The sequence below is a fragment of the Sulfitobacter pacificus genome, assembly GCF_030159975.1.
Classification (GTDB): domain Bacteria; phylum Pseudomonadota; class Alphaproteobacteria; order Rhodobacterales; family Rhodobacteraceae; genus Sulfitobacter; species Sulfitobacter pacificus.
In genome coordinates this window covers 588,981-607,864 of sequence record NZ_BSNL01000001.1, presented here as the reverse complement: position 1 = coordinate 607,864, position 18,884 = coordinate 588,981, and the positions used below count along the sequence as shown (strand labels likewise).

The window sequence follows — 18,884 nt, the reverse complement described above, 5'->3', positions numbered from 1 at the left end:
CGCGGCTTGTGGCGGGGCAGCATCCTGTTTCACAGCGGGCCGAAACTGGTTTCGTAAAAGCGCAGCCAATTGCCGCCCATGATGCCGTTGACCTCATCCTCGCTCATCCCTACGGCGGTCAAGCCGCTGCGGATATTTCCAAAATCGCGATTGTCGTTGAACCAGACCGGCATCGGCGGGAAACCTGCGTTGCTGGCAGATCCCTCGCCATAATCGATCCCCTTGGTCCAGCGCCCGACCCGCATCCATTCAACGATGCTGTCCGGCTGATCCTGACACAGATCCGTGCCGATGCCGAGATTTTGCGCGCCGTAACGCGCGGCGGCTTCGGCAATCATTCCGCAGAAACTTTCCAAGGTACAGTCTGACCCGCCGGCCAGATGGTGTGGATAGACGGAAAACCCCAGCATGCCGCCCGCCCCGGTCAGCGCCTTAAGCACTATATCGGATTTATTGCGCAGGGCAGCGTGCCACCAATGCGGGTTGGCGTGGGTGATGGCGATGGGGCGGGTGGAATATTCGATGGCTTCCAAGGTGGAGCGTTCGCCAGAATGGCTCATGTCGATGACCATGCCGACGCGGTTCATTTCGCTAACCACGGCGCGGCCCATGCGGGTGAGGCCGGTATCGTCCTCCTCGTAACATCCGGTCGCCAGAAGGCTTTGGTTGTTATAGGTCAACTGCATGAAACGAATGCCAAGCTGGTGGCAGATCTCGACCAAGCCGATGTCATCCTCAATCGGGCTGGGGTTCTGAAAGCCGAAGAAGATCGCGGTACGACCGGTTTCCTGTGCCCGCAGCACATCAGCGGCGGTGGTGCCTTTGAAGATCAGGTCGGGATGATCCTCAAACCAGCGGTTCCAGCGTTCAAGGTTCAGCACCATTTCACGGAAACTCTCGTGATAGGCGATGGTGACATGCACCGCGTCCACGCCCCCTGCGCGCATCTGTTCAAAGATCTTCGGCGAGAAATTGGCGTATTGCAGATTGTCGATCAGCGGTGTTTTCATACCCGCAGCATGGACCGGACCGCAGCCCCGCTCAACATCGAAAACGACATGGCTTGTGACGGTTCGGACCTTTGATGCAGTTGTCAGAGGGCGCTGATCTCGCCTGCGGCCCTGATGCTACCACTTGGGACACCACCCGGCGCACCGCCAAGCGGTTCATCCGTAATGGCCAGCGTGATTGTGGCTATCTGTTCCGCAAGCGCCTGCGGCAACGGGATCCGCGCGGATTCCCCTTCTGGCAAGACACCCAGCGATATCGGGGCCTGATCCGGCAGGATTGCCCAAAGCTCCAGCACGCGATCCGCAGGGGCCTGCCCGGCAAGACGGCGCAGGGCGATGCTGTTTCTGGTGTCCACCACCGCGATGACCTGAAGGTCGAAATCCGGGCTGCTCATTTGTGTGGCATAGACATCACGTGGCACGTCCAGCTCTTTGGGCTGCAACAGCGGCGTCGCCAGATAAGCCGCCAGAACCAGCGCGGCCAGTGCGATCCCCTGCCATACCCACAGGCGTTGCATCAGTGGCACCGAAACGCGCGGGAACAACGATTTGAGCAACAAACGCTTAACTTTTTTGGGTGGGGCAACCGGATCAATTGAATCGGTCAGCTGCACCATACGTTCCTGCCAGGATGCTACACGTTGGGCAAATGCCGCATCATGGGCCGCACGGGTCTGTGCCTCTGCCAGTACATCACCCGTTGCAAGGCCCAGCACATATTCGGCGGCCATGGCATCTTCTGCGTCGCGCGGGGTGAAATCCTCTTCGCTCATACGCGCATACAGTCGCGCAATGCGATCAGCCCCCGGCGCAACCACGTGCGCATGGTGTTCAGCGGCACATCGAACTTTGCGGCAAGATCCGCATAGGTCAGCCCCTCAAGATAGGCCCCGCGAATTGCGGCCCCGCGATCCTCTGCCAAGGTATCAAGGCAATCGGTCAGTCTCTCCGCTTCTGATGCGGCAATCGCCGCCTGCTCTGGCGAGGGGCCGGGCGCGATCAGGTTCAATCCCGGCGTATCAATATCCTGCTGGCCCTTCTTGCGGGCGCGCAGCCGGTCGATGGCAGTATTCCGGGCAATTGTGATCAGCCAAGTCATCGGGGACAAGCCGTTTGCACGGTAACGGTCCGCGTTGTTCCAGATCTTGACGAAAGTGTCCTGCATCGCGTCCTCGGCCGCTGCCCGTTTGGTTAAGACACGCAAACAAACGCCAAAAAGTTTCGCACTGACCCGATCATAGAGCACCTCAAAAGCGGCGCGATCCTTAAGGGCCACACGCGCTATCAGCTCTTCAATCTCCTGACGTTCCGTCACTTGGCTTTGTCTCCTGCCCCGCATGCCGCAGTCATCAGTTTAACTTGATGCAGTCACGGATGAAGTCAATGACTTCTTTAACCGGGCAACAGCACCTGATTAGATGCAAGCAACCAAAGGGGACTGTCATGCAAGCGCCAAAAACCATTGAATATTTCTATTCTGCCCATTCCGCCTATGCCTATTTGGGCGCATGGGAGTTGGAACAGATCGCGCAACGCACCGGGGCGCGGATCATTCACTACCCGTTCGACTTTGCGCCGGTGATGGCAGCGGCAGGCGGCAAGGGGTTCAAGGAACGTTCAAAAGCGCATATTGATTATTTCTTTGGTCGCGAAATGGTGCGTTGGGCGCAAATCCGCGACCTGCCCATGGTGCGCCACCGGCCAACCTTTCATGACAATCCGCTGGCCCTGGCCAATGGTGCGATCATCGCTGCGGGCACGGAGGCAGACCGGTTGAGCCGCGCGATCTTGCAGGCACATTGGCGTGATGATGCAGATATCGCCGATGCTGCGGTACTGACACAATTGGCGCTAGATCTCGGGCTTGACGCAACGGCCCTGCTAAAGGCCGCAGGCAGCAAGGACATACAGAGCCAGCATGAAGCCAATACCCAAGAGGCAATTGCCCGTTCTGTCTTTGGCTCACCGACCTATTTTGTCGACGGGGATATGTTCTATGGTCAGGACCGACTGTTCATGGTTGAGCAAGCCTTGCACAATCCGTTTGCGCCATAGATCGTTTTGAGGCGCAACACGGCCCGACCCTTTCACAGAGCTTTACGCAGATCATATCGCCGCGTTAGACGGTCGTAAGCGCCTATTTAGAATCAAGGGGGGAGTTCATGGGAAACGCTGCACATAAAAGCTATGACGTGGTCATTGTTGGCGGGGCCATCTATGGCTCTTCCGTCGCCTGGTGGCTGACCCAGATGAAAGGGTTTGACGGACGTATTCTGGTGGTGGAACGGGATCCGACCTATGAATTTGCCTCGACCAGTCACACAAACTCCTGCATCCGACAGCAGTTTTCTAACCGGCTGAACATCCAGATCTCGCGTTTTGGAGCCGAATTCATCAAGGGATTTCGCGGCTTTATGGGCGGTGATCCCGAGGTGCCCAACCTTGTATTGCAAAGCTACGGGTACATGTACCTTGCCGATACGCCCGAATTCGCGGAAACATTGCGCGAGAGTCAGGCGATCCAAGCCGCCGAGGGCGCGCATACCCGCCATATGACGCGTGACCAAATCGCCGCAGAATACCCGTTTTACCAACTCGACGATGTTCTGGCCGCCAATCACAATCTTGTTGATGAAGGGTATTTCGATGGCGGCACGATGTTTGACTGGTTCAAACGTATGGCCCGGCGCAACGGTGTTGAATATATCCACGACGAAGTGACCGCTATGAGCCTGAATGCGGCAGGCACCGGCGTTGCTTCTGTCACCTTGAAATCCGGCGATACGATCGCCTGTGGCACGGTGGTGAATGCCTCCGGCCCACGTGCGGCAGCCACAGCGCAGATGGCAGGCATCGACCTGCCAGTGCGGCCACGCAAACGCTATACATTCATCTTTGACGCCGCCAATCCGCTGGACCGTGATCTGCCGCTGACCATTGATCCTTCCGGTGTGCATATGCGTTCGGAGGGGAAATACTATCTTGCGGGCTGCCCACCGGATGAGGACCCGGATGTGGCCCCGGATGATTTCGGATTTGATCACAGCCTGTGGCAGGAAAAGGTCTGGCCCATCGTCGCCACCCGTGTACCGGCCTTTGAACAGGTCAAGGTGATCAATGAATGGGTCGGCCATTACGCCTATAACACGTTTGATCAGAACGCGGTGGTCGGGCGGCATACCAAGGTCGCCAACTTTGTCTTTGTGAACGGGTTCTCGGGGCATGGGTTGCAGCAATCCCCCGCATTGGGACGCGGCGTTGCAGAACAGATTGCCTATGGTGAATATCGCACGCTGGATCTTGCCCCCTTCGGGTTTAACCGCATCGAAAATCAATATAAATTTATGGAAAACGCGGTGATCTGACCGCCCCAATCGAGGAAATTTGTGATGAAGCTCAAGAAACTGGTGTTGACGGGGGCCGCCGGGCGGCTGGGGTCCTATCTGCGTGAACCACTAAGCAAGATGTGTGACGAGCTGGTCAGCACCGATATCGCTGACGACATCGGCACGCTTTATCCCGGTGAACGGTTTGTGCGGGCCGATGTGGCCAAATTCGACGAAGTTCATGCGATCCTTGAAGGCGCTGATATGGTGGTGCACTTCGGGGCCATCGTGGACGAGCGCCCGTTTGAAGAAATGCTGGGGCCAAATTTTGTCGGTAGCTATAACATCTGGGAAGCGGGTTTTCAGCATGGGGTAAAACGGGTGGTTTATGCCAGTTCGATCCACGCGGTTGGCATGTATCCAAAGACCGAGTTCATCGACACCGAAGTGCCCCACCGTCCTGATACATTCTATGGTCTGGCCAAATGTTTCACCGAAGATCTGGGCCGCATGTACTGGGAAAAGCGCCAGATGGAATCCGTGCATCTGCGCATTCTTTCTGCCGCACAGGTCACCAATCCACGGGCGCTGGGGTCTTGGCTGTCTTATGACGATCTGATCCAGCTGGTCACCCGGGCGATTGATACACCCGTTGTCGGGTTCAGTGTGGTTTACGGCGTGTCCAACAATGACCGCGCGCCGGTCGACAATTCCAAGGCTTCGTTTCTGGGGTATCGCCCGAAAGACAACGCCGAGCAGTTTGCCGAAGCGATCCTGGCAGAGGCGGATGAGGCCGATCCCACCGATCCTGGCACCATGTTGCAGGGCGGGCCCTTTGCCGCCTTCGAACTGGGACAAAGCGATATGTCCCTGATGAAGATCGTGGATGATCGCAAGAAAAGCTAACTCAAAAGGGCGGGAATTGGCGCATTTGCACAGATCCCGCCCCATATGATGCCCGCGCCGCCGTGCATCCCTCATTTCCTGAACAATAACAGGTTGGTCAAGCGCCCGTATTGAGACGCTGCGGTTTTAAGTTGTTTTCGCCCGAAGGTATTGTAACCTGAAGTTGTTGATCGGTTGGGGTCCTGATGCCAGCCTCCAAGCGACAGCGTATTTTATTGCACAGCAGGTCGTATTCTGACCCGCGCATCCACATCTTTTGGTCCGCCCGTTTTAACAAGGCGCATTTATGTCCGACACGCCTGATCCGCCACCCGTCTCACCAGATATCCGCAGCTGGGCCAACGCCTTCTTTGCTGCCATCGGATGGGCGGAACGCAGCCCGGAAGATATCGCACGGGAACAGGAAAATGCCGCAGCTGAGGCTGCCTTTGACGCAATCACGGATTTTCGCGCCACGCGGCACATCACCGATTCCAGAGGGGGAGCCGGAACGGTTTCAATCACAGAGGTGGACGGACAGCGTTACATCGGTGTGAACTCTGAGAACTTCGACGAAGCAGATCGGGAGCGGGCCCGGCAATGGGAAGGTACTTTGGGCATACCTGCTGGTCGTCCCGGCAGCTTTGCACGTCAGGCTCTTTATCACGCCGAGGCCCATACATTGATGCAGATATATGAGAATACCGACGGCGAAATGCCTGCCGAACTGACGCTTTATGTGGACCGGATCGCTTGTAGCTCCTGTCAGAACACCTTACCCATCATCATAAGTGCGATGGGCATCGAAACCCTTACCATACGACTGGCGAACGGGCGTATCGCAACAGTAACTGAAGAAGGCTTTGTGGGAGATTGGCAGCAATGAGCGATGGTAAATTCACACTGAACTTCCTTGGCCAACCCACAAGACGCGAGGCCGATAGCGCTGATTACCGCCCTTATTTCCTAGATTACGATCCCGAAAAATGGGATGCGGAAGTCAATGGCGGTGCCTTCAAGTTTATCGACCCCGAAGGCGCAAGCCATAACTGCCTGATCATCCACAGCGCAGATCACGGCATTTGTCTGATGTTTGACAAATGGGATAAGAAATTCATCGCTGGTGTCGCAACCGTTGCTGACGAAGGCCGGATGCAAGAAACCGTCGATGTGGGCAGCGACGAAATCTATCCGGTGGGCTGTTTCATTTCACCCCAAGAGGCCTGGCCCCTGGTCGAAAGCTATTTGAATGAGCCGACCACCTTTCCACACTCCGCCCTGTTGAAAGACGTTAACGCCATCGACTGGCCCGCCGAATAGGCAAAGCACAGCGCCTTGATGCCTTGCCGTTGGACAGCCCTCGGCGCCCTGACAGCGGGCAGCAGCCGTTGCAGTTCAAAACCAACCTGTTAACTTATAAAACATGTGACGGTCCGGCCAAGGCAGCGCCTGCACTAAGGAACAATTCGGGTAACGGGGGTCTGCCATTAATGCAGGACGCCTTGATCATTCTGGGAGGATACCATGACTAACTTTAACAGACGCCACACGCTGGGCCTGATTGGTGCAGCGGCAGCGACCGGGCTGGCCGCACCTGCTCTTGCGCAGAATAAGAAGGTCGTTGTGGGTGCGCTGCGCTTCACCTCGCATTCCGGCAGTTTCATCGCTGTTGAACGCAACTATTTTGCCGAAGCTGGGCTTGATGTCGAACTGCGTTTCTTTCAGGCGGCGCAACCAATGGCGGTGGCAATCGCTTCCGGGGATGTGGACTACGCCGTGACCGCGATTTCTGGCGGGCTTGTGTCGCTGGCCGACAAGGGCGCGATCAAAGTCATCGGCGGCGCGTTGAGCGAAGAGCCGGGCATCGACGGACAGAAAATTCTCGCTTCGGACGCCGCCTTCAAGGCGGGCGTCACAACCCCTGCGGACCTGGCGGGCAAGTCTTTTGGCATTTCGACAGCGGGTTCGTCATTCCACTACATGGGGTCCAAGGTCGCGCAGGCCGAAGGCATCGAGATGTCATTTAAGCCATTGCAAAAGGTGGGTGCGATCATTGGTGCCCTGAAGTCGGGCCAGATTGATGCATGGTCAATTGTGCCCCATATCGCCAAGCCGCTGGCCGGGTCCGGTGCGGTGCATATCATCGGCAATATCTCTGACTATCTGCCGAACTATCAGGTCACCACCGTCTTTACCTCAGCGAAGAATGCCGCGGATGAACGGGATCAGACAACGGCCTTCCTGAATGGATTTGGCAAGGGTGTCAGCGATTACAATTCAGCCATGATTGATAAATCCGGCGGTGAGGATGGCGTGAATGCCATGGTCGATCTGATCCATAAATATGTCTACACTGACCGTCCGCGCGAAAAGGCGGCACCGTCGATCATCAACGGCACCATGCGTCTGAACGAAGGGGCCAAGTTGAATGTTGCCTCCGTTCAGGATCAGCTCAGCTGGTTCCAGTCCGAAGGTCTGGTTGATGAAAGCATCACCTTGGACACGCTGATTGACCCTAGCTATGTGGACACTTTCGAAGCATAATTTACGTCCCATGGGGCCGGCTTTTCGTAAAAAGGACCGGCCCCGTTTTCAAGTTTAGGGCAGTGACATCATGGATATCCGTCTGGATGCAATCAGCCATTTCTATGGCGACACGGAAGTCCTGCGTGACATTTCCCTTGATATTCCCGCCGGGCAAATCGTTTGTCTGGTCGGGCCATCGGGCTGCGGGAAATCCACCCTCCTGCGGTTAATGGGCGGGCTTGAACGAGCCACCTCGGGGCGCGTTTTGCAACTCGGCACGCCGCCCAAGGGTTGTCTGAATCCGCTTACCTATATTTTTCAGGACTTCGCCCTCCTGCCCTGGCGCTCTGTGCGGGCCAATATCTCGCTTGTGCTTGAGGATCACGGGATCAAGGGTACGCAGGCGGATGCGATCATTTCGGACGTACTAGCCCGCACCAAACTCAGTGATTTTCGTGACGCCTTGCCACGCCAACTTTCCGGCGGGATGAAACAGCGGGTGGCGATTGCGCGGGCCTTGGCAGTGAACCCTGCGGTGATGCTGATGGATGAACCATTGTCGGCGCTTGACAGTCAGACCCGCGAATTGTTGATGGATGACTTGATTGCCCTATGGACGCGCCAGCCGTTCACGGCGGCCTATGTCACACATAATCTGGCCGAGGCCGTGCGCCTTGGGCATCGCATTGTGGTACTGTCGCGCCGCCCCGGTCAGATCCGTGAAGTGGTTGAGATTGACATGCCGCTGGCCGAACGCAGCCACGGCGATCACCGCCTTGAACAAACCCAGAAACATCTGTGGGATTTAATGCGCGAAGAGGCCCGTGCGGCGGATGAGGAATTGCTGGATGTCTGATACCACCACAGATCACGCCGCCACCGAAGTCCGGTTTCGCGGCGGCGGCTTTGCCCCGAAGCCGCGGCGCTTTGCGGGTGTGGCGGTGTTTATACTGCTGATCGTCATCGCGGAATGGGGCACCCGCAGTGGATGGATTTCGCCGCTGACCCTGCCCCGCCCTTCGGATGTCCTTGCTACCTTTGGTGAGCTTTGGCAAAGCGGGCTGTTGTTCAAGCATATGGTGCCTTCGCTGACGCGATTGGCGGTTGGGGCGGCCATCGGAGCCAGTTTCGGCATTGCTGTGGGTGTGATGATCGGACTTTTTTCCTATGTACGCGCCGGGTTGATCCCTTTGGTCGCGGCCATTTTCCCGATTCCGAAAATTGCGCTCTTGCCCTTGTTCGTCATCTGGTTCGGCATTGACGAGGCATCCAAATATGCGCTGATCGCCTTCGGCACTTTTACCCCTACGGTGGTCGCCACCTATGGTGCGGTAGATAACGTTGACCGCTCGCTGATCCGCATGGGCCAAAGCTTCGGCCTGTCATGGCTTTCAATTGTGCGCAAAATCGTACTGCCCGGTGCCATGCCCGGCATCCTGTCGGGCCTGCGCATTTCGCTGTCGATTGCCATTATCCTGCTGGTCGCCGCCGAAATGCTGGGCGCGGAATATGGCATCGGGGCCTATATCCTTGAAGCCGGTTCGCTTTATGATCTGGAACGGCTGTTTGCCGGTGTCGCCATTCTGTCAATGCTTGGAGTCGCGCTGAGCATGAGCATCGGTGTGATCGAAAAACGCCTGTTGGGCTGGCGGTCCTAGGGACGCTCAGGCACCGCACAACCGCTCTTGCAGGCGTAACAGATCGCTGCGGATCACGCCGCTGTGCAGCAGGTAATCCTCTACGCCACCATATTGCACGCTGAGATGGGACAGCATTTTCGCCATGGTATCCGCCGGGCTTTCCAGCAGGGTTGCATAACGGGCCACATCACCCCCGTTGGCGCGGGAAATGGACAGGAATTCAGCCACCAGATCAGGGATCATCTGTTCGGTCAGCACGTAATCCTCGATGATCTCTGCCTCTGACACCCCCGCCAGCCCCAAAAGCAAGGCCGCGACGATACCGGTGCGGTCCTTGCCCGCCGTGCAGTTGAACAGGACCGCCCCGTCCGACACCTGCGCAATGCGGGTCACGATATCGCGCAGCGCATCGCTGCGGGTATCAAGCGCCCGGATGTAAAATGGCACCAGCGGGTGCAGATGTGCCCCATCGGCATTGGCAAGGGCCGCCGGCGACAGATCATCAAACAGTGGCAAGTTGACATAATCAACACCGGCCAGCCCGTCGAAATGGCTGGGGGCCTGCGCCACCTCGTTAACGGTGCGCAGATCAATCACACAGCGCAGCCCCTCGCCCAGCAAATGCTCGGTGCCCCCCGGCTCCAGCCTGTGCAGGCAATCGGCACGCAGAAACCGGCGCGGCGGAATCCGTGTGCCCTGCGCGGTGACATAACCACCCAGATCGCGAATATTATAGGTGCCCTCAACGGCAATATGGCGCGGCATGTCCTTCATGTGAAAGCCAGCAATCTGGCACGGTCGATGGTGCCCAGATCCTCTTGGGCAGGGCTTAGCGGGACAAAGCTGACCGTCAGGCCAGAGGTGCGATGTTCACAGATCGCCATGGTTGTGCCTTCCAGCAAACGCAAATCGCGGCGCTCCAGAAGGTCGATGGTGTAGTCCAGACCAGAATTGATGCAGATCGGGATGCCATGCCAATGGTGGATCTGATTGATGTGGATATGGCCGGACAGGATGCCGGCAATTTGATGCCCCTTCAGCGCCCCGGCCAAACGTTCCGTTGAGGCCAGATCAATCGTGCCCCAAGGCAGCCCGCTGTCATCCACCCGGGGAGGGTGGTGCATAACGATCAGCTTGGGCAGGTCGCTATGGCGCTGCAAGGCCTCGTTCAGAAAGCTGAATTGCGCATCACAAATTGCCCCTGCCACCCGTTCAGGCACCTTCGTGTCCAGCGTGATCACATGCAGCCCGCCCAGCACCTTATCGTGGAAATAGGGAGCGTCCCCTTCATCACCACCAAACACCGCACGAAACCCGTCCCGTCGATCATGGTTGCCCATCGCCATCACCAGCGGTGCCTTTAACGGGGTCAACAGATCGCGCACCAAACCATAGCTGGCCGTGTCCCCCAAATTTGTCAGATCACCGCTGGCGATAACAAATTCCGGCTGCGGGTCCATTGCGTTGATGATCCCCACCACGCGCTTCAAGGCGTCGCGGCTGGTCCCCCGGTCCTTGGGGTCATTTGCATCAGGGTGTGAAATGTGAAGGTCGGTCAGGTGAACAAAACGGGTCAAAGCATGTCTCCGGCAGCGGTCAGAAGGGAACGGGTATAGGCGTGGGTTGGGTTGTTCAGAATATCAGAGGCGGCCCCGTACTCCAGTGCCTGCCCGTGCTGCATTACCAACAGCGTATCGCAGATCGAGGCAACAACAGCCAGATCATGGCTGATAAACAGGATGCCAAGGCCCAATGTATCCTGCAAATCCATCAGCAGATTAAGGATTTGCGCCTGTACCGAAACATCCAGCGCGGAAACCGCCTCATCCGCGATCAGCAGCTTGGGGCGGGTGATGATGGCGCGGGCAATGGCGATGCGCTGGCGCTGGCCGCCGGAAAACTCATGCGGATATTTATCGCCGTCCGCCGGGTGTAACCCAACCTGTTCAAAGGCCTCGGCCACGCGGTCCGGCGCGGTTTGCCCCATGGCACGCAATGGTTCCGCAATGGACCAGCCCACCTTGCGGCGGGGATCAAGCGAACTGAACGGGTCTTGAAAGATCATCTGGAAATCAGGCCTCAGGCGGCGCAAATCCGTAGAGCCAAGGGCGTGAATATCCTGCCCTTCAAACAGGATCTGGCCCGCGTCCGGCGCCTCAAACGCCATCGCCATCTTCGCGAGGGTGGATTTGCCAGAGCCGCTTTCGCCCACCACCCCAAGGGTCTGCCCGGCAGTGATGTCAAAACTGACATCTGCAACCGCCGTCAATACCGGGGCGGCCCCAAACACCGTGGTGCGGGGTAGCTTGTAACGGCGGGTCAGCCCCTGTGCCTGTAACAGGGTCATGGGCTTTCCTCCGCCACCACATGACAGGTCACTGCACGGGGGCCCACAGGCATGGGTTTGACGGTGGCGCATTCGCTGCGCTCCAGCGCGCAACGCCCGGCAAAACGGCAACCTTGCGGCAGTTCCCTGAGCTGCGGCACCGTGCCGGGAATGGTTGGCAAGCGACGACGTCGGCCTTCCGCATCACGCGGAACGGCGCGCGGATCAGGGCGGGCGGCCAGCAACCCACGGGTATAGGGATGCACCGGATTGCTGAGCACCTCATCGGTTTTTCCCCGTTCAACAATGTCCCCCCCATACATCACCGCAATCTCGGTGGTGGCGCGGGCCACGGCGGCAAGGTCGTGACTGATAAACACCAGCGCCATGTTGCGCGACTGGCTGAGATGCACCAACAGATCGGTGATCTTGAGCGCGACATTGGCGTCCAGCGCGGTGGTGGGTTCATCGGCAATCAACAGCTCCGGGTCACAGGCCAGCGCCAGCGCAATCAACACACGTTGCCGCTGGCCACCGGACAGCTCGTGGGGAAACATCCTGAGACGTGCGGCGGGATCGGGAATGCCAACTTCCTCGAAAAGCTCAACAACACGCGCGCGCGCTTGCGCTTTGCCAAGCCCCAGATGCACCCGCATGGGTTCGGCCACCGTATCGCCGACGCGGCGCAGGGGGTTAAGCGCCGACATCGGTTCCTGAAATATCATCGCCGCACGGCGCGCACGAATGGTTTGCCAGATATCCTCTGGCACATGGGTCATATCGGCACCATCAATGGTCAGGCTGCCGCTTAGCTCTGCACTTTCCGGCACCATCCCCATCAGACAGGCCGCCAACAGGGATTTTCCAGAGCCGCTTTCACCGACAATCCCCATCCGGTCGCCGGGTGCAATGCGCATGCTTGCCGCGCGCAGGGCCTCCCCTTTGGGAAAGCGCACAGTCATATGATCCATCTCGAACATATCAGCGTGCCCTCGCCAGTCGCGGATCAGTGATGTCGCGCAACCCGTCCCCAAGCAGGCCAAAGCCCAAAACCGCTGTCACGATGCACAGACCGGGATAGATCGCCAGTTCTGGTGCAAGGTACATCAGCGTTTGCGCCTCGGATAACATCCGCCCCCAGCTTGAGGCAGGCGGCTGTGCGCCAAGCCCCAGATAGGACAGCGCCGCCTCGGCCAGAATGGCGACGGCAAATTCAATGGTGGCCTGGACGATCACAGCAGCGGCGATATTGGGCAGGATATGATCGCGGGTGATGACCAGCTTGTTCATCCCTGCCGCCCGCGCCGCCAGCACATATTCGCGGGTCCAGACCTGATTGGCCGAAGCCCGCGCGACACGGGCGAAAATCGGGATGTTGATAAAAGCAATGGCAAGCACCGCATTGGTCAGTGAGGGACCAAAGACCGCTGCCAGCATGATGGCAAACAAGAGCGCAGGGAAGGCAAAGCCAAGATCGGCCAGCCGCATCACGATGTCCTCAACCCAGCCGCCAATCGCTGATGCCAGCAGACCAAGGGCCACCCCAATGGATCCCCCCAGCAGCACCGCAACAAGGGCAACAGTCATCGAATTGCGCGCCGCCGCCATTAGCTGGCTGACGATGTCGCGGCCCAGCTGATCGGTCCCAAGCCAGTTCACGCTGGTGGGCGGGCCAAATTTGCCGCGAATGTTCAGATCGGTTGGGTCATGTGGGGTCCAGATCAGCGACAGGGCCGCCACCCCGACAACCAGCGTGACCAAAATGGCCCCGATCATGAAATTTGCCGGAAGTCGCTTCATTTGCGGGCCTTCAGACGCGGGTCGATCAGCACATAAAGCAGATCAACGATAAAGTTTGCCGTCACCACAATGACCGCAAAGAGCATCACCAGCGCCTGCACGGTAGGCAGGTCGCGATTGGCAATGGATTGGAAAATCAGCCGTCCCAGACCGGGCAGATAGAAAACGTTTTCGATGACGATGGTACCGGTAACAAGGGCAGCAAACTGCATCCCCACAATCGTGACAATCGGCACTAGCGCGTTGGGCAGCACATGCCGCCACAGGATACGCCGCTGCGACAGGCCGGAGGCGCGGGCAGTGCGGGTGAAATCCTGACGCATGACTTCAAGTGCAGAGGATCGCGTGACCCGCGCCAGCACCGCAGATTGCACAAGTGCCAGCGCCACCGTTGGCAGGATCAATGATCGTATTGCGGCCAGCGGATCAGACCAGCCCGCAAAGCCACCGGGCGGCAACCAGCGCAGGTTGACCGCAAACAAAAGCACCAGCAGGATCGACAGCCAGAAGGCCGGTACCGCGATGCCCAGCTGGCTAAGGAACATCGTTGCCCAATCCCCTGCTTTGCCATGATGGGACGCCGCATAGATGCCGACGCTCAGTGCGATCATCAAGGTAATGATCATGCCCGCAACCGCCAGTGAGATGGTCATCGGCAGGCGTTCTGCGATCAGCTCTGCGACGGGTACGCGGAAAGAATGACTGATGCCTAAATCGCCGACAAGCGCCCCGCCCACCCAAGCGAAATAGCGGCTCAGCAGCGGATCGTTCAGACCTAGGTCTTCGCGCAGCGCGGCCAGTGCGTCATCGGTTGCGTCCAGCCCCAGAATGGTCAGCGCCGGATCGCCCGGCAGCACATTCATCACCGCAAATACAACTATCGACACGGCAATCAACGTTGCCAGAAAGCCGATTGTCCGGCGCAACAGAAAATAACTCATAAAAGGTATCGCCCAGCGGGAGGGGTTGCCCCCTCCGCTTTCAGGTGGTGTTTCAACCTTTGGACACGCCTTTCAACGGCGTATAGAGCACCGGCGCAGAGGACCAATATCCCTGCACCTCGGTACGGAACACACCCAGCAGCGGCAGCTGGAACAGGAAACCATGCACCGCCTGATCGGACAGATACTGCTGCCCTTCTTTCAACAGCATATCGCGCTTGTCCGCATCCGCCTCGGTGGAAATATTCTCCCACAGAGCGGTCATTTTCGGATCATCATAGCCGTAGAAATACTTGGGCCCGCGGGCAAAGTTGCCCATGTCATTGGGGCTGGTATGGGCGATGATCGTCATGTCGTAGTTCTGTTTCTTGTAGATCTCGTCAATCCAGAAACCCCATTCGACATTTTCAACCTTGGCATCAATGCCCGCATCTGCAAGCTGTGCCTGAATGATCTCTGCCGAACGTGTCGCATAGGGAAACGGCGGTACGCGCAGGGTCATCGTGGTGCCCGCAACGCCAGCCGCTTCAAACATCTCTTTCGCCTTGGCTGAATCCGTTGGATAAGCGCCGGTCAGATCGACATAGGCCTTGCCGTGGGGCGGGTAGAAGCTGCCGATAGGGGTCGCCTTGCCATACATGGCACCGTCGATGATCTCGTCACGGTTGATGGCTGTGGAAACGGCGCGGCGCACTTCGATATTGTCAAACGGCGGCTTGGCATTGTTCATCGCCAGGATCACCTCGCCTTCGGTGCTGCCCAGATTGACGCGGAACCGTGGATCGGCCTCGAACTGTTCCAGCAATTCCGGTGCCGGGAAACCGGGGAAGGCGTCCAGTTCTTCGGCCATCATCGCAGCCGTGGCTGCCGCAGGGTCAGAAATGAAACGATAGGTCACCTTGTCCAGTGCCACAGAAGCAGCATCGCGGTGATCGGGGTTTTTGACCATCGTCAAACGGTCGCCGCGTGTCCAGCTGTCGAACTTGAACGGACCTGTGCCCACCGGCGTGGCGTTGTTGGTCTCCACCGATTCAGCCGCAACAATGGCACTATCGCCCTGCCCCATGTTGAACAGGAAGAACGCATCCTTGTTCTTGAGCTTGATCTGCACCGTTCGGGCGTCAGGTGCCGTGACACTTTCAATGGGTTTAAAAATGCCCTTTGAGGGGTTCACACTGTCCTCGGCCATGGCGCGGTTGAAGGAGAACAGGACATCTTCGGAATCAAAGGCGGTGCCGTCATGAAACTGCGCGGCATCTGTCAGCGTAAAGGTATAGGTCAACCCATCCTCTGACACCTCCCAGGAGGTGGCCAGGTTTGGCTGCACTTCGCCGTTTTCAGCCACAATGGTCAGCGATTCATAGACGTTCTGGGTCATCATCCCGTCAATGGAGGCTGTCGCGTCGGATGTCGGGTCCAGTGACGTTGGTTCCTGTTGCATACCGATCACAAGGTCGGCGGCATGGGCCGCAGTTACACTGAAGCCAAGCGCCATCGCAAAAGCGGTGAATTGAAGTGATTTGTGAATATGCATCATGTGAACCCCCAAGGTCGAATGCTTGTGTCAACAGGCGCGGACATACGCGTGCTTTGTAACAAGCTAGAAACAGACAACGGTGCGGGTCAACTATTATCGCCTTTTTTCCAGGTCAGCCCGCCCCGCCGCGCGCTGTGTTTAAGTCGGCAAAGACAATCCTCTGCCGCGCCATCACGATCAGACATCGTGCCAATGGGCCATAGGCAGACCGGCAAGCGGTGATCTGAAGTAAGGAATCGACGTGCCACGCAGGCTGCCGATGTAAACGGTCCGAAGGTCAGGGCCACCGAAAGTAACGCTTGCCATCCACGGTGCGATTTCTCCGCCGCAGGCCAGTTGCAATTCCGGGGTCACCGCGTCCTGCTTGAATGCTGCCAGCAACGCTTTGCCTTCAGCTGATCCATGATCATCATCCAGCAAAATCCGCAGATCACCCTCGGGTGTCAGGGCAAAAATGTGATCCGTGAAAATATGGGTGCCCCAGAGATTACCAAAGGAATCAAAGGCGATACCGTCAATAAAGCTGCCGTGGCTTTGCGGCCCGAAGATTTCGCGATCCGTCAGGCTGCCATCAGGAGCCACCCGCAGACGGGTAATGCGCATGCCGGTGGTTTCCACGACATACAGCCACTCTTCCTTCGCATCGAGGCGGATTTCATTGGTGAAGGCAAACCCTTCTGCCACGATGCGCAAGCCGTTTTCATCCGCCAGCGCCACAAAACCATCCGCAAGATTGGGTGAAACCGCCTGCATCCAGTTGGGTATGGTTGTCGAGACGGTCAGCCACATTCGCCCTTTGCTGTCGCGCAGAACAAAGTTCACTTTGCCAATCGCGCGCCCGTTGATCTGATCATGCAAGACCCGGCTTTCGCCACTGCGCGTCATGATTTCAAGCCGGTCGGTGCCAAAGTTTGCGATCAGAATGTCACCGCTTTGGGCAAAGGCAAGCCCGTTGGGCAATGTGCCTTGGGTGAAACGGTCTGCTTCATTTTCCGAGGTTGCGAAGTCATCCTTGATGTTCTGTGTGATTAGGGCTTGGCTCCCGTCCGGCCTGATGTGCATCACCCCGCCACGCGCATCCGCCGACCAAAGTGACCCGTTACGTTCCGCCAGTATACACTCGGGACGCTGTAGGTCCTGACCCGCATATTGCAGGGATGCCGGATCAATCTGAAAGCCGTCGATGGGGTTCGCGGACATGGCCTATTCCTCTATCGCATAACGGCTGGAGACCCGGCTGCCCTCATAGTAGGTCTTGTCAAAACTGGGCCGTGATTTGACCGCAGCCCACCAACGCTGCACATTGGGGGCATTGTCCCAAAGATGGGCAAGGCCAATATCTGCCATCCTGTCGATCGTCGGCACGACACAGATATCGGGCAGCATCATGTAGTCCCCACAAAGCCACTGATTTTTGTCCAACGCCTTTTCCATGCGATCAATGGTCATCGACAAACGTTCAATCGAGTCATCATATTTATCCGCACCAAACCCCTGTCGCCCCATTTCCTGATACATGCCCTTGCGCAGTGGACGGGCATCAGCCTGTGCGGCGATTTCGGCGTCGGATTTATCCTGCCAAAGCTGCACAAAGACCTTGTTGAAAGAAGGCACGCGGATCGCGGTTGTCGGCACCTCTTCGAGATAGCGCATCCAGGCCCGCATCCGCGCACGTCCCATGGCATCGGGTGGCGACATCGGTGTCTCGGGAAAAACCTCGTCCAGATATTCAACGATGACCGAACTGTCGATGATCGGCTCCCCCTTGTGCAGCAAGGTCGGCACCACGCCATTGGGGTTCAGCGCCAGATACTCCGGCGTCAGATGCTCGTTCTTCCAGAAGTGAATTTCGGTCACCTCGAAAGGCAGGTTTTTCTCCCAGAGGCAAAGCCGGACCTTCTGTGAACACGTGGAATAGGGGCTGTGATAGAGGTGCAGATCCAGATTTGTCATTAGAAGGCCACCTTGTCGCCGCCCTTGAGGCCCAGCATCTCGCGGGCCTCGGTCGGTGTCGCGATTTCATAGCCGCGTTCCTCAAGCATGCCGCGGATCTTGCGCACCTGTTGCGCATTTGAGGTCGCGAGTTTCCCCCGTTCGATAAACAGAGAGTCTTCCAGACCCACCCGCACGTTGCCGCCCATTTCGGCAGCGATTGGCGCAAGTTTCATCTGTGCGTTGCCGGCCCCCAGAACAGACCATTGGTAGCTGTCGCCAAACAGCCGGTCGGCGGTCTGTTTCATAAACACAAGGTTTTCGACCTCGGCACCGATGCCGCCAAGAATGCCCATCACAAACTGGATGAACAGCGGTGCTTTGAACATGCCCTGATCCAGGCAGAACTTAAGGTTATAGAGGTGGCCCACATCATAACATTCATGCTCAAACTTCACCTGATGTTCATGGCCCAACTGGCGCGCCACCTGTGCGATATCGGCAAAGGAATTGCGGAAAATAAACCCTTCGGAATTGCGGATATATTCCTCTTCCCAGTCGAATTTGAATTCCTTGTAGCGGTCCGCCAGCCCATGGAAGGAAAAATTCATCGACCCCATGTTCATCGAACTCATTTCCGCCGACGCGCTGCGCGCCGGTGCGATCCTGTCTTCGATGGGCGTCAGCATTGAACCGCCGGTAGAAATATTCACCACAGCATCCGTGCTTTGTTTGATGCGCGGCAGAAAGGCCATGAAATCCTTGGGATCAATCGAGATTGATCCGTTCTTTGGATTGCGCGCATGCAGGTGGACAATCGCGGCACCGGCTTCGGCTGCATCAATCGCCTGTTTGGCAATCTCGTCTGGCGTATAGGGCAAGGCATCCGACATGGTTGGCGTATGGATTGCGCCGGTAACCGCACAGGTGATGATAACTTTACGAGGGGCCATATTCGGGT

Annotated in this window: 21 protein-coding genes; 8 read left to right on the top strand and 13 right to left on the bottom strand. The window is 57.6% G+C overall.

The features are described 5' to 3' along the window. Nucleotides 1-29: 29 nt before the first annotated feature. The 3 genes from QQL78_RS03065 to QQL78_RS03055 form a co-directional block, all read right to left on the bottom strand. Nucleotides 30-1,010: a membrane dipeptidase gene (locus tag QQL78_RS03065; RefSeq protein WP_284370451.1), complete on the bottom strand. Its 981-nt coding sequence runs from the start codon at nucleotides 1,008-1,010 to the stop codon at nucleotides 30-32. An 83-nt stretch (nucleotides 1,011-1,093) separates the two neighbouring features. Next, the gene (locus tag QQL78_RS03060; RefSeq protein WP_284370449.1) at nucleotides 1,094-1,783 is read right to left on the bottom strand and encodes an anti-sigma factor; all 690 of its coding nucleotides are present in this window, start codon (nucleotides 1,781-1,783) and stop codon (nucleotides 1,094-1,096) included. After that, complete coding sequence (locus QQL78_RS03055) at nucleotides 1,780-2,349, bottom strand: sigma-70 family RNA polymerase sigma factor (protein ID WP_284370447.1); 570 nt, start codon at nucleotides 2,347-2,349, stop codon at nucleotides 1,780-1,782. Before QQL78_RS03055 ends, QQL78_RS03060 begins: the two co-directional genes overlap by 4 nt. A gap of 104 nt (nucleotides 2,350-2,453) precedes the next feature. Here QQL78_RS03055 and QQL78_RS03050 point away from each other — a divergent pair, with 104 nt between their 5' ends. The 8 genes from QQL78_RS03050 (at nucleotide 2,454) to QQL78_RS03015 (ending at nucleotide 9,405) form a co-directional block, all read left to right on the top strand. Next, the gene (locus QQL78_RS03050) at nucleotides 2,454-3,065 is read left to right on the top strand and encodes a 2-hydroxychromene-2-carboxylate isomerase (protein WP_284370445.1); all 612 of its coding nucleotides are present in this window, start codon (nucleotides 2,454-2,456) and stop codon (nucleotides 3,063-3,065) included. A gap of 107 nt (nucleotides 3,066-3,172) precedes the next feature. Next, entirely contained in the window at nucleotides 3,173-4,375 is a 1,203-nt protein-coding gene (locus QQL78_RS03045; RefSeq protein ID WP_284370443.1) for an NAD(P)/FAD-dependent oxidoreductase, read from the top strand. A 24-nt stretch (nucleotides 4,376-4,399) separates the two neighbouring features. Continuing rightward, entirely contained in the window at nucleotides 4,400-5,242 is an 843-nt protein-coding gene (locus QQL78_RS03040; RefSeq protein WP_284370441.1) for an NAD-dependent epimerase/dehydratase family protein, read from the top strand. 286 nt (nucleotides 5,243-5,528) lie between these two features. Then, nucleotides 5,529-6,107, top strand: coding sequence for a deaminase (locus QQL78_RS03035; RefSeq protein ID WP_284370439.1), 579 nt, complete (start codon nucleotides 5,529-5,531; stop codon nucleotides 6,105-6,107). Beyond that, a complete protein-coding gene (locus QQL78_RS03030; protein WP_284370437.1) occupies nucleotides 6,104-6,541 on the top strand; it encodes a hypothetical protein in 438 nt (145 codons plus the stop codon). The genes QQL78_RS03035 and QQL78_RS03030 overlap by 4 nt, the downstream gene beginning before the upstream one ends. Nucleotides 6,542-6,745: 204 nt before the next feature. Then, nucleotides 6,746-7,765: an ABC transporter substrate-binding protein gene (locus QQL78_RS03025; protein ID WP_284370434.1), complete on the top strand. Its 1,020-nt coding sequence runs from the start codon at nucleotides 6,746-6,748 to the stop codon at nucleotides 7,763-7,765. A gap of 70 nt (nucleotides 7,766-7,835) precedes the next feature. Continuing rightward, nucleotides 7,836-8,603, top strand: a complete 768-nt coding sequence (locus tag QQL78_RS03020; RefSeq protein WP_284370432.1) for an ABC transporter ATP-binding protein — start codon at nucleotides 7,836-7,838, stop codon at nucleotides 8,601-8,603. Further along, complete coding sequence (locus QQL78_RS03015; protein ID WP_284370430.1) at nucleotides 8,596-9,405, top strand: ABC transporter permease; 810 nt, start codon at nucleotides 8,596-8,598, stop codon at nucleotides 9,403-9,405. Before QQL78_RS03020 ends, QQL78_RS03015 begins: the two co-directional genes overlap by 8 nt. Before the next feature lie 6 nt (nucleotides 9,406-9,411). Here QQL78_RS03015 and QQL78_RS03010 read toward each other — a convergent pair whose 3' ends face one another. The 10 genes from QQL78_RS03010 to kce all read right to left on the bottom strand — a co-directional run bounded on the left by QQL78_RS03010 (nucleotide 9,412) and on the right by kce (nucleotide 18,876). After that, nucleotides 9,412-10,161 carry a tyrosine-protein phosphatase gene (locus QQL78_RS03010; protein ID WP_284370428.1) on the bottom strand — a complete coding sequence of 250 codons (750 nt, stop codon included), beginning with the start codon at nucleotides 10,159-10,161 and terminating at the stop codon, nucleotides 9,412-9,414. Then, nucleotides 10,158-10,964: a metallophosphoesterase family protein gene (locus QQL78_RS03005; protein ID WP_284370426.1), complete on the bottom strand. Its 807-nt coding sequence runs from the start codon at nucleotides 10,962-10,964 to the stop codon at nucleotides 10,158-10,160. Before QQL78_RS03005 ends, QQL78_RS03010 begins: the two co-directional genes overlap by 4 nt. After that, the gene (locus QQL78_RS03000) at nucleotides 10,961-11,734 is read right to left on the bottom strand and encodes an ATP-binding cassette domain-containing protein (protein WP_284370424.1); all 774 of its coding nucleotides are present in this window, start codon (nucleotides 11,732-11,734) and stop codon (nucleotides 10,961-10,963) included. The genes QQL78_RS03005 and QQL78_RS03000 overlap by 4 nt, the downstream gene beginning before the upstream one ends. Beyond that, the gene (locus tag QQL78_RS02995; RefSeq protein WP_284370422.1) at nucleotides 11,731-12,693 is read right to left on the bottom strand and encodes an ABC transporter ATP-binding protein; all 963 of its coding nucleotides are present in this window, start codon (nucleotides 12,691-12,693) and stop codon (nucleotides 11,731-11,733) included. The genes QQL78_RS03000 and QQL78_RS02995 overlap by 4 nt, the downstream gene beginning before the upstream one ends. Before the next feature lies 1 nt (nucleotide 12,694). Next, complete coding sequence (locus QQL78_RS02990) at nucleotides 12,695-13,513, bottom strand: ABC transporter permease (protein WP_284370420.1); 819 nt, start codon at nucleotides 13,511-13,513, stop codon at nucleotides 12,695-12,697. Continuing rightward, entirely contained in the window at nucleotides 13,510-14,454 is a 945-nt protein-coding gene (locus QQL78_RS02985; protein WP_284370418.1) for an ABC transporter permease, read from the bottom strand. Before QQL78_RS02985 ends, QQL78_RS02990 begins: the two co-directional genes overlap by 4 nt. Nucleotides 14,455-14,506: 52 nt before the next feature. Next, the gene (locus QQL78_RS02980; protein ID WP_284370416.1) at nucleotides 14,507-15,991 is read right to left on the bottom strand and encodes an ABC transporter substrate-binding protein; all 1,485 of its coding nucleotides are present in this window, start codon (nucleotides 15,989-15,991) and stop codon (nucleotides 14,507-14,509) included. A 177-nt stretch (nucleotides 15,992-16,168) separates the two neighbouring features. Continuing rightward, nucleotides 16,169-17,191, bottom strand: coding sequence for an SMP-30/gluconolactonase/LRE family protein (locus tag QQL78_RS02975; protein ID WP_284370414.1), 1,023 nt, complete (start codon nucleotides 17,189-17,191; stop codon nucleotides 16,169-16,171). A 3-nt stretch (nucleotides 17,192-17,194) separates the two neighbouring features. After that, nucleotides 17,195-17,944, bottom strand: coding sequence for a glutathione S-transferase family protein (locus QQL78_RS02970; protein ID WP_284370412.1), 750 nt, complete (start codon nucleotides 17,942-17,944; stop codon nucleotides 17,195-17,197). Further along, entirely contained in the window at nucleotides 17,944-18,876 is a 933-nt protein-coding gene (gene kce, locus QQL78_RS02965) for a 3,5-dioxohexanoate:acetyl-CoA acetone transferase (protein ID WP_284370410.1), read from the bottom strand. The genes QQL78_RS02970 and kce overlap by 1 nt, the downstream gene beginning before the upstream one ends. Between the last annotated feature and the right edge of the window lie 8 nt (nucleotides 18,877-18,884).

Bases quoted from the DNA above. Each gene is read 5' to 3' on its own strand.
- QQL78_RS03065 (WP_284370451.1), bottom strand. From the start codon at position 1,010: ATGAAAACACCGCTGATCGACAATCTGCAATACGCCAATTTCTCGCCG.
- QQL78_RS03060 (WP_284370449.1), bottom strand. From the start codon at position 1,783: ATGAGCGAAGAGGATTTCACCCCGCGCGACGCAGAAGATGCCATGGCC.
- QQL78_RS03055 (WP_284370447.1), bottom strand. From the start codon at position 2,349: ATGCGGGGCAGGAGACAAAGCCAAGTGACGGAACGTCAGGAGATTGAA.
- QQL78_RS03050 (WP_284370445.1), top strand. From the start codon at position 2,454: ATGCAAGCGCCAAAAACCATTGAATATTTCTATTCTGCCCATTCCGCC.
- QQL78_RS03045 (WP_284370443.1), top strand. From the start codon at position 3,173: ATGGGAAACGCTGCACATAAAAGCTATGACGTGGTCATTGTTGGCGGG.
- QQL78_RS03040 (WP_284370441.1), top strand. From the start codon at position 4,400: ATGAAGCTCAAGAAACTGGTGTTGACGGGGGCCGCCGGGCGGCTGGGG.
- QQL78_RS03035 (WP_284370439.1), top strand. From the start codon at position 5,529: ATGTCCGACACGCCTGATCCGCCACCCGTCTCACCAGATATCCGCAGC.
- QQL78_RS03030 (WP_284370437.1), top strand. From the start codon at position 6,104: ATGAGCGATGGTAAATTCACACTGAACTTCCTTGGCCAACCCACAAGA.
- QQL78_RS03025 (WP_284370434.1), top strand. From the start codon at position 6,746: ATGACTAACTTTAACAGACGCCACACGCTGGGCCTGATTGGTGCAGCG.
- QQL78_RS03020 (WP_284370432.1), top strand. From the start codon at position 7,836: ATGGATATCCGTCTGGATGCAATCAGCCATTTCTATGGCGACACGGAA.
- QQL78_RS03015 (WP_284370430.1), top strand. From the start codon at position 8,596: ATGTCTGATACCACCACAGATCACGCCGCCACCGAAGTCCGGTTTCGC.
- QQL78_RS03010 (WP_284370428.1), bottom strand. From the start codon at position 10,161: ATGAAGGACATGCCGCGCCATATTGCCGTTGAGGGCACCTATAATATT.
- QQL78_RS03000 (WP_284370424.1), bottom strand. From the start codon at position 11,734: ATGACCCTGTTACAGGCACAGGGGCTGACCCGCCGTTACAAGCTACCC.
- QQL78_RS02995 (WP_284370422.1), bottom strand. From the start codon at position 12,693: ATGTTCGAGATGGATCATATGACTGTGCGCTTTCCCAAAGGGGAGGCC.
- QQL78_RS02990 (WP_284370420.1), bottom strand. From the start codon at position 13,513: ATGAAGCGACTTCCGGCAAATTTCATGATCGGGGCCATTTTGGTCACG.
- QQL78_RS02985 (WP_284370418.1), bottom strand. From the start codon at position 14,454: ATGAGTTATTTTCTGTTGCGCCGGACAATCGGCTTTCTGGCAACGTTG.
- QQL78_RS02980 (WP_284370416.1), bottom strand. From the start codon at position 15,991: ATGATGCATATTCACAAATCACTTCAATTCACCGCTTTTGCGATGGCG.
- QQL78_RS02975 (WP_284370414.1), bottom strand. From the start codon at position 17,191: ATGTCCGCGAACCCCATCGACGGCTTTCAGATTGATCCGGCATCCCTG.
- QQL78_RS02970 (WP_284370412.1), bottom strand. From the start codon at position 17,944: ATGACAAATCTGGATCTGCACCTCTATCACAGCCCCTATTCCACGTGT.
- kce (WP_284370410.1), bottom strand. From the start codon at position 18,876: ATGGCCCCTCGTAAAGTTATCATCACCTGTGCGGTTACCGGCGCAATC.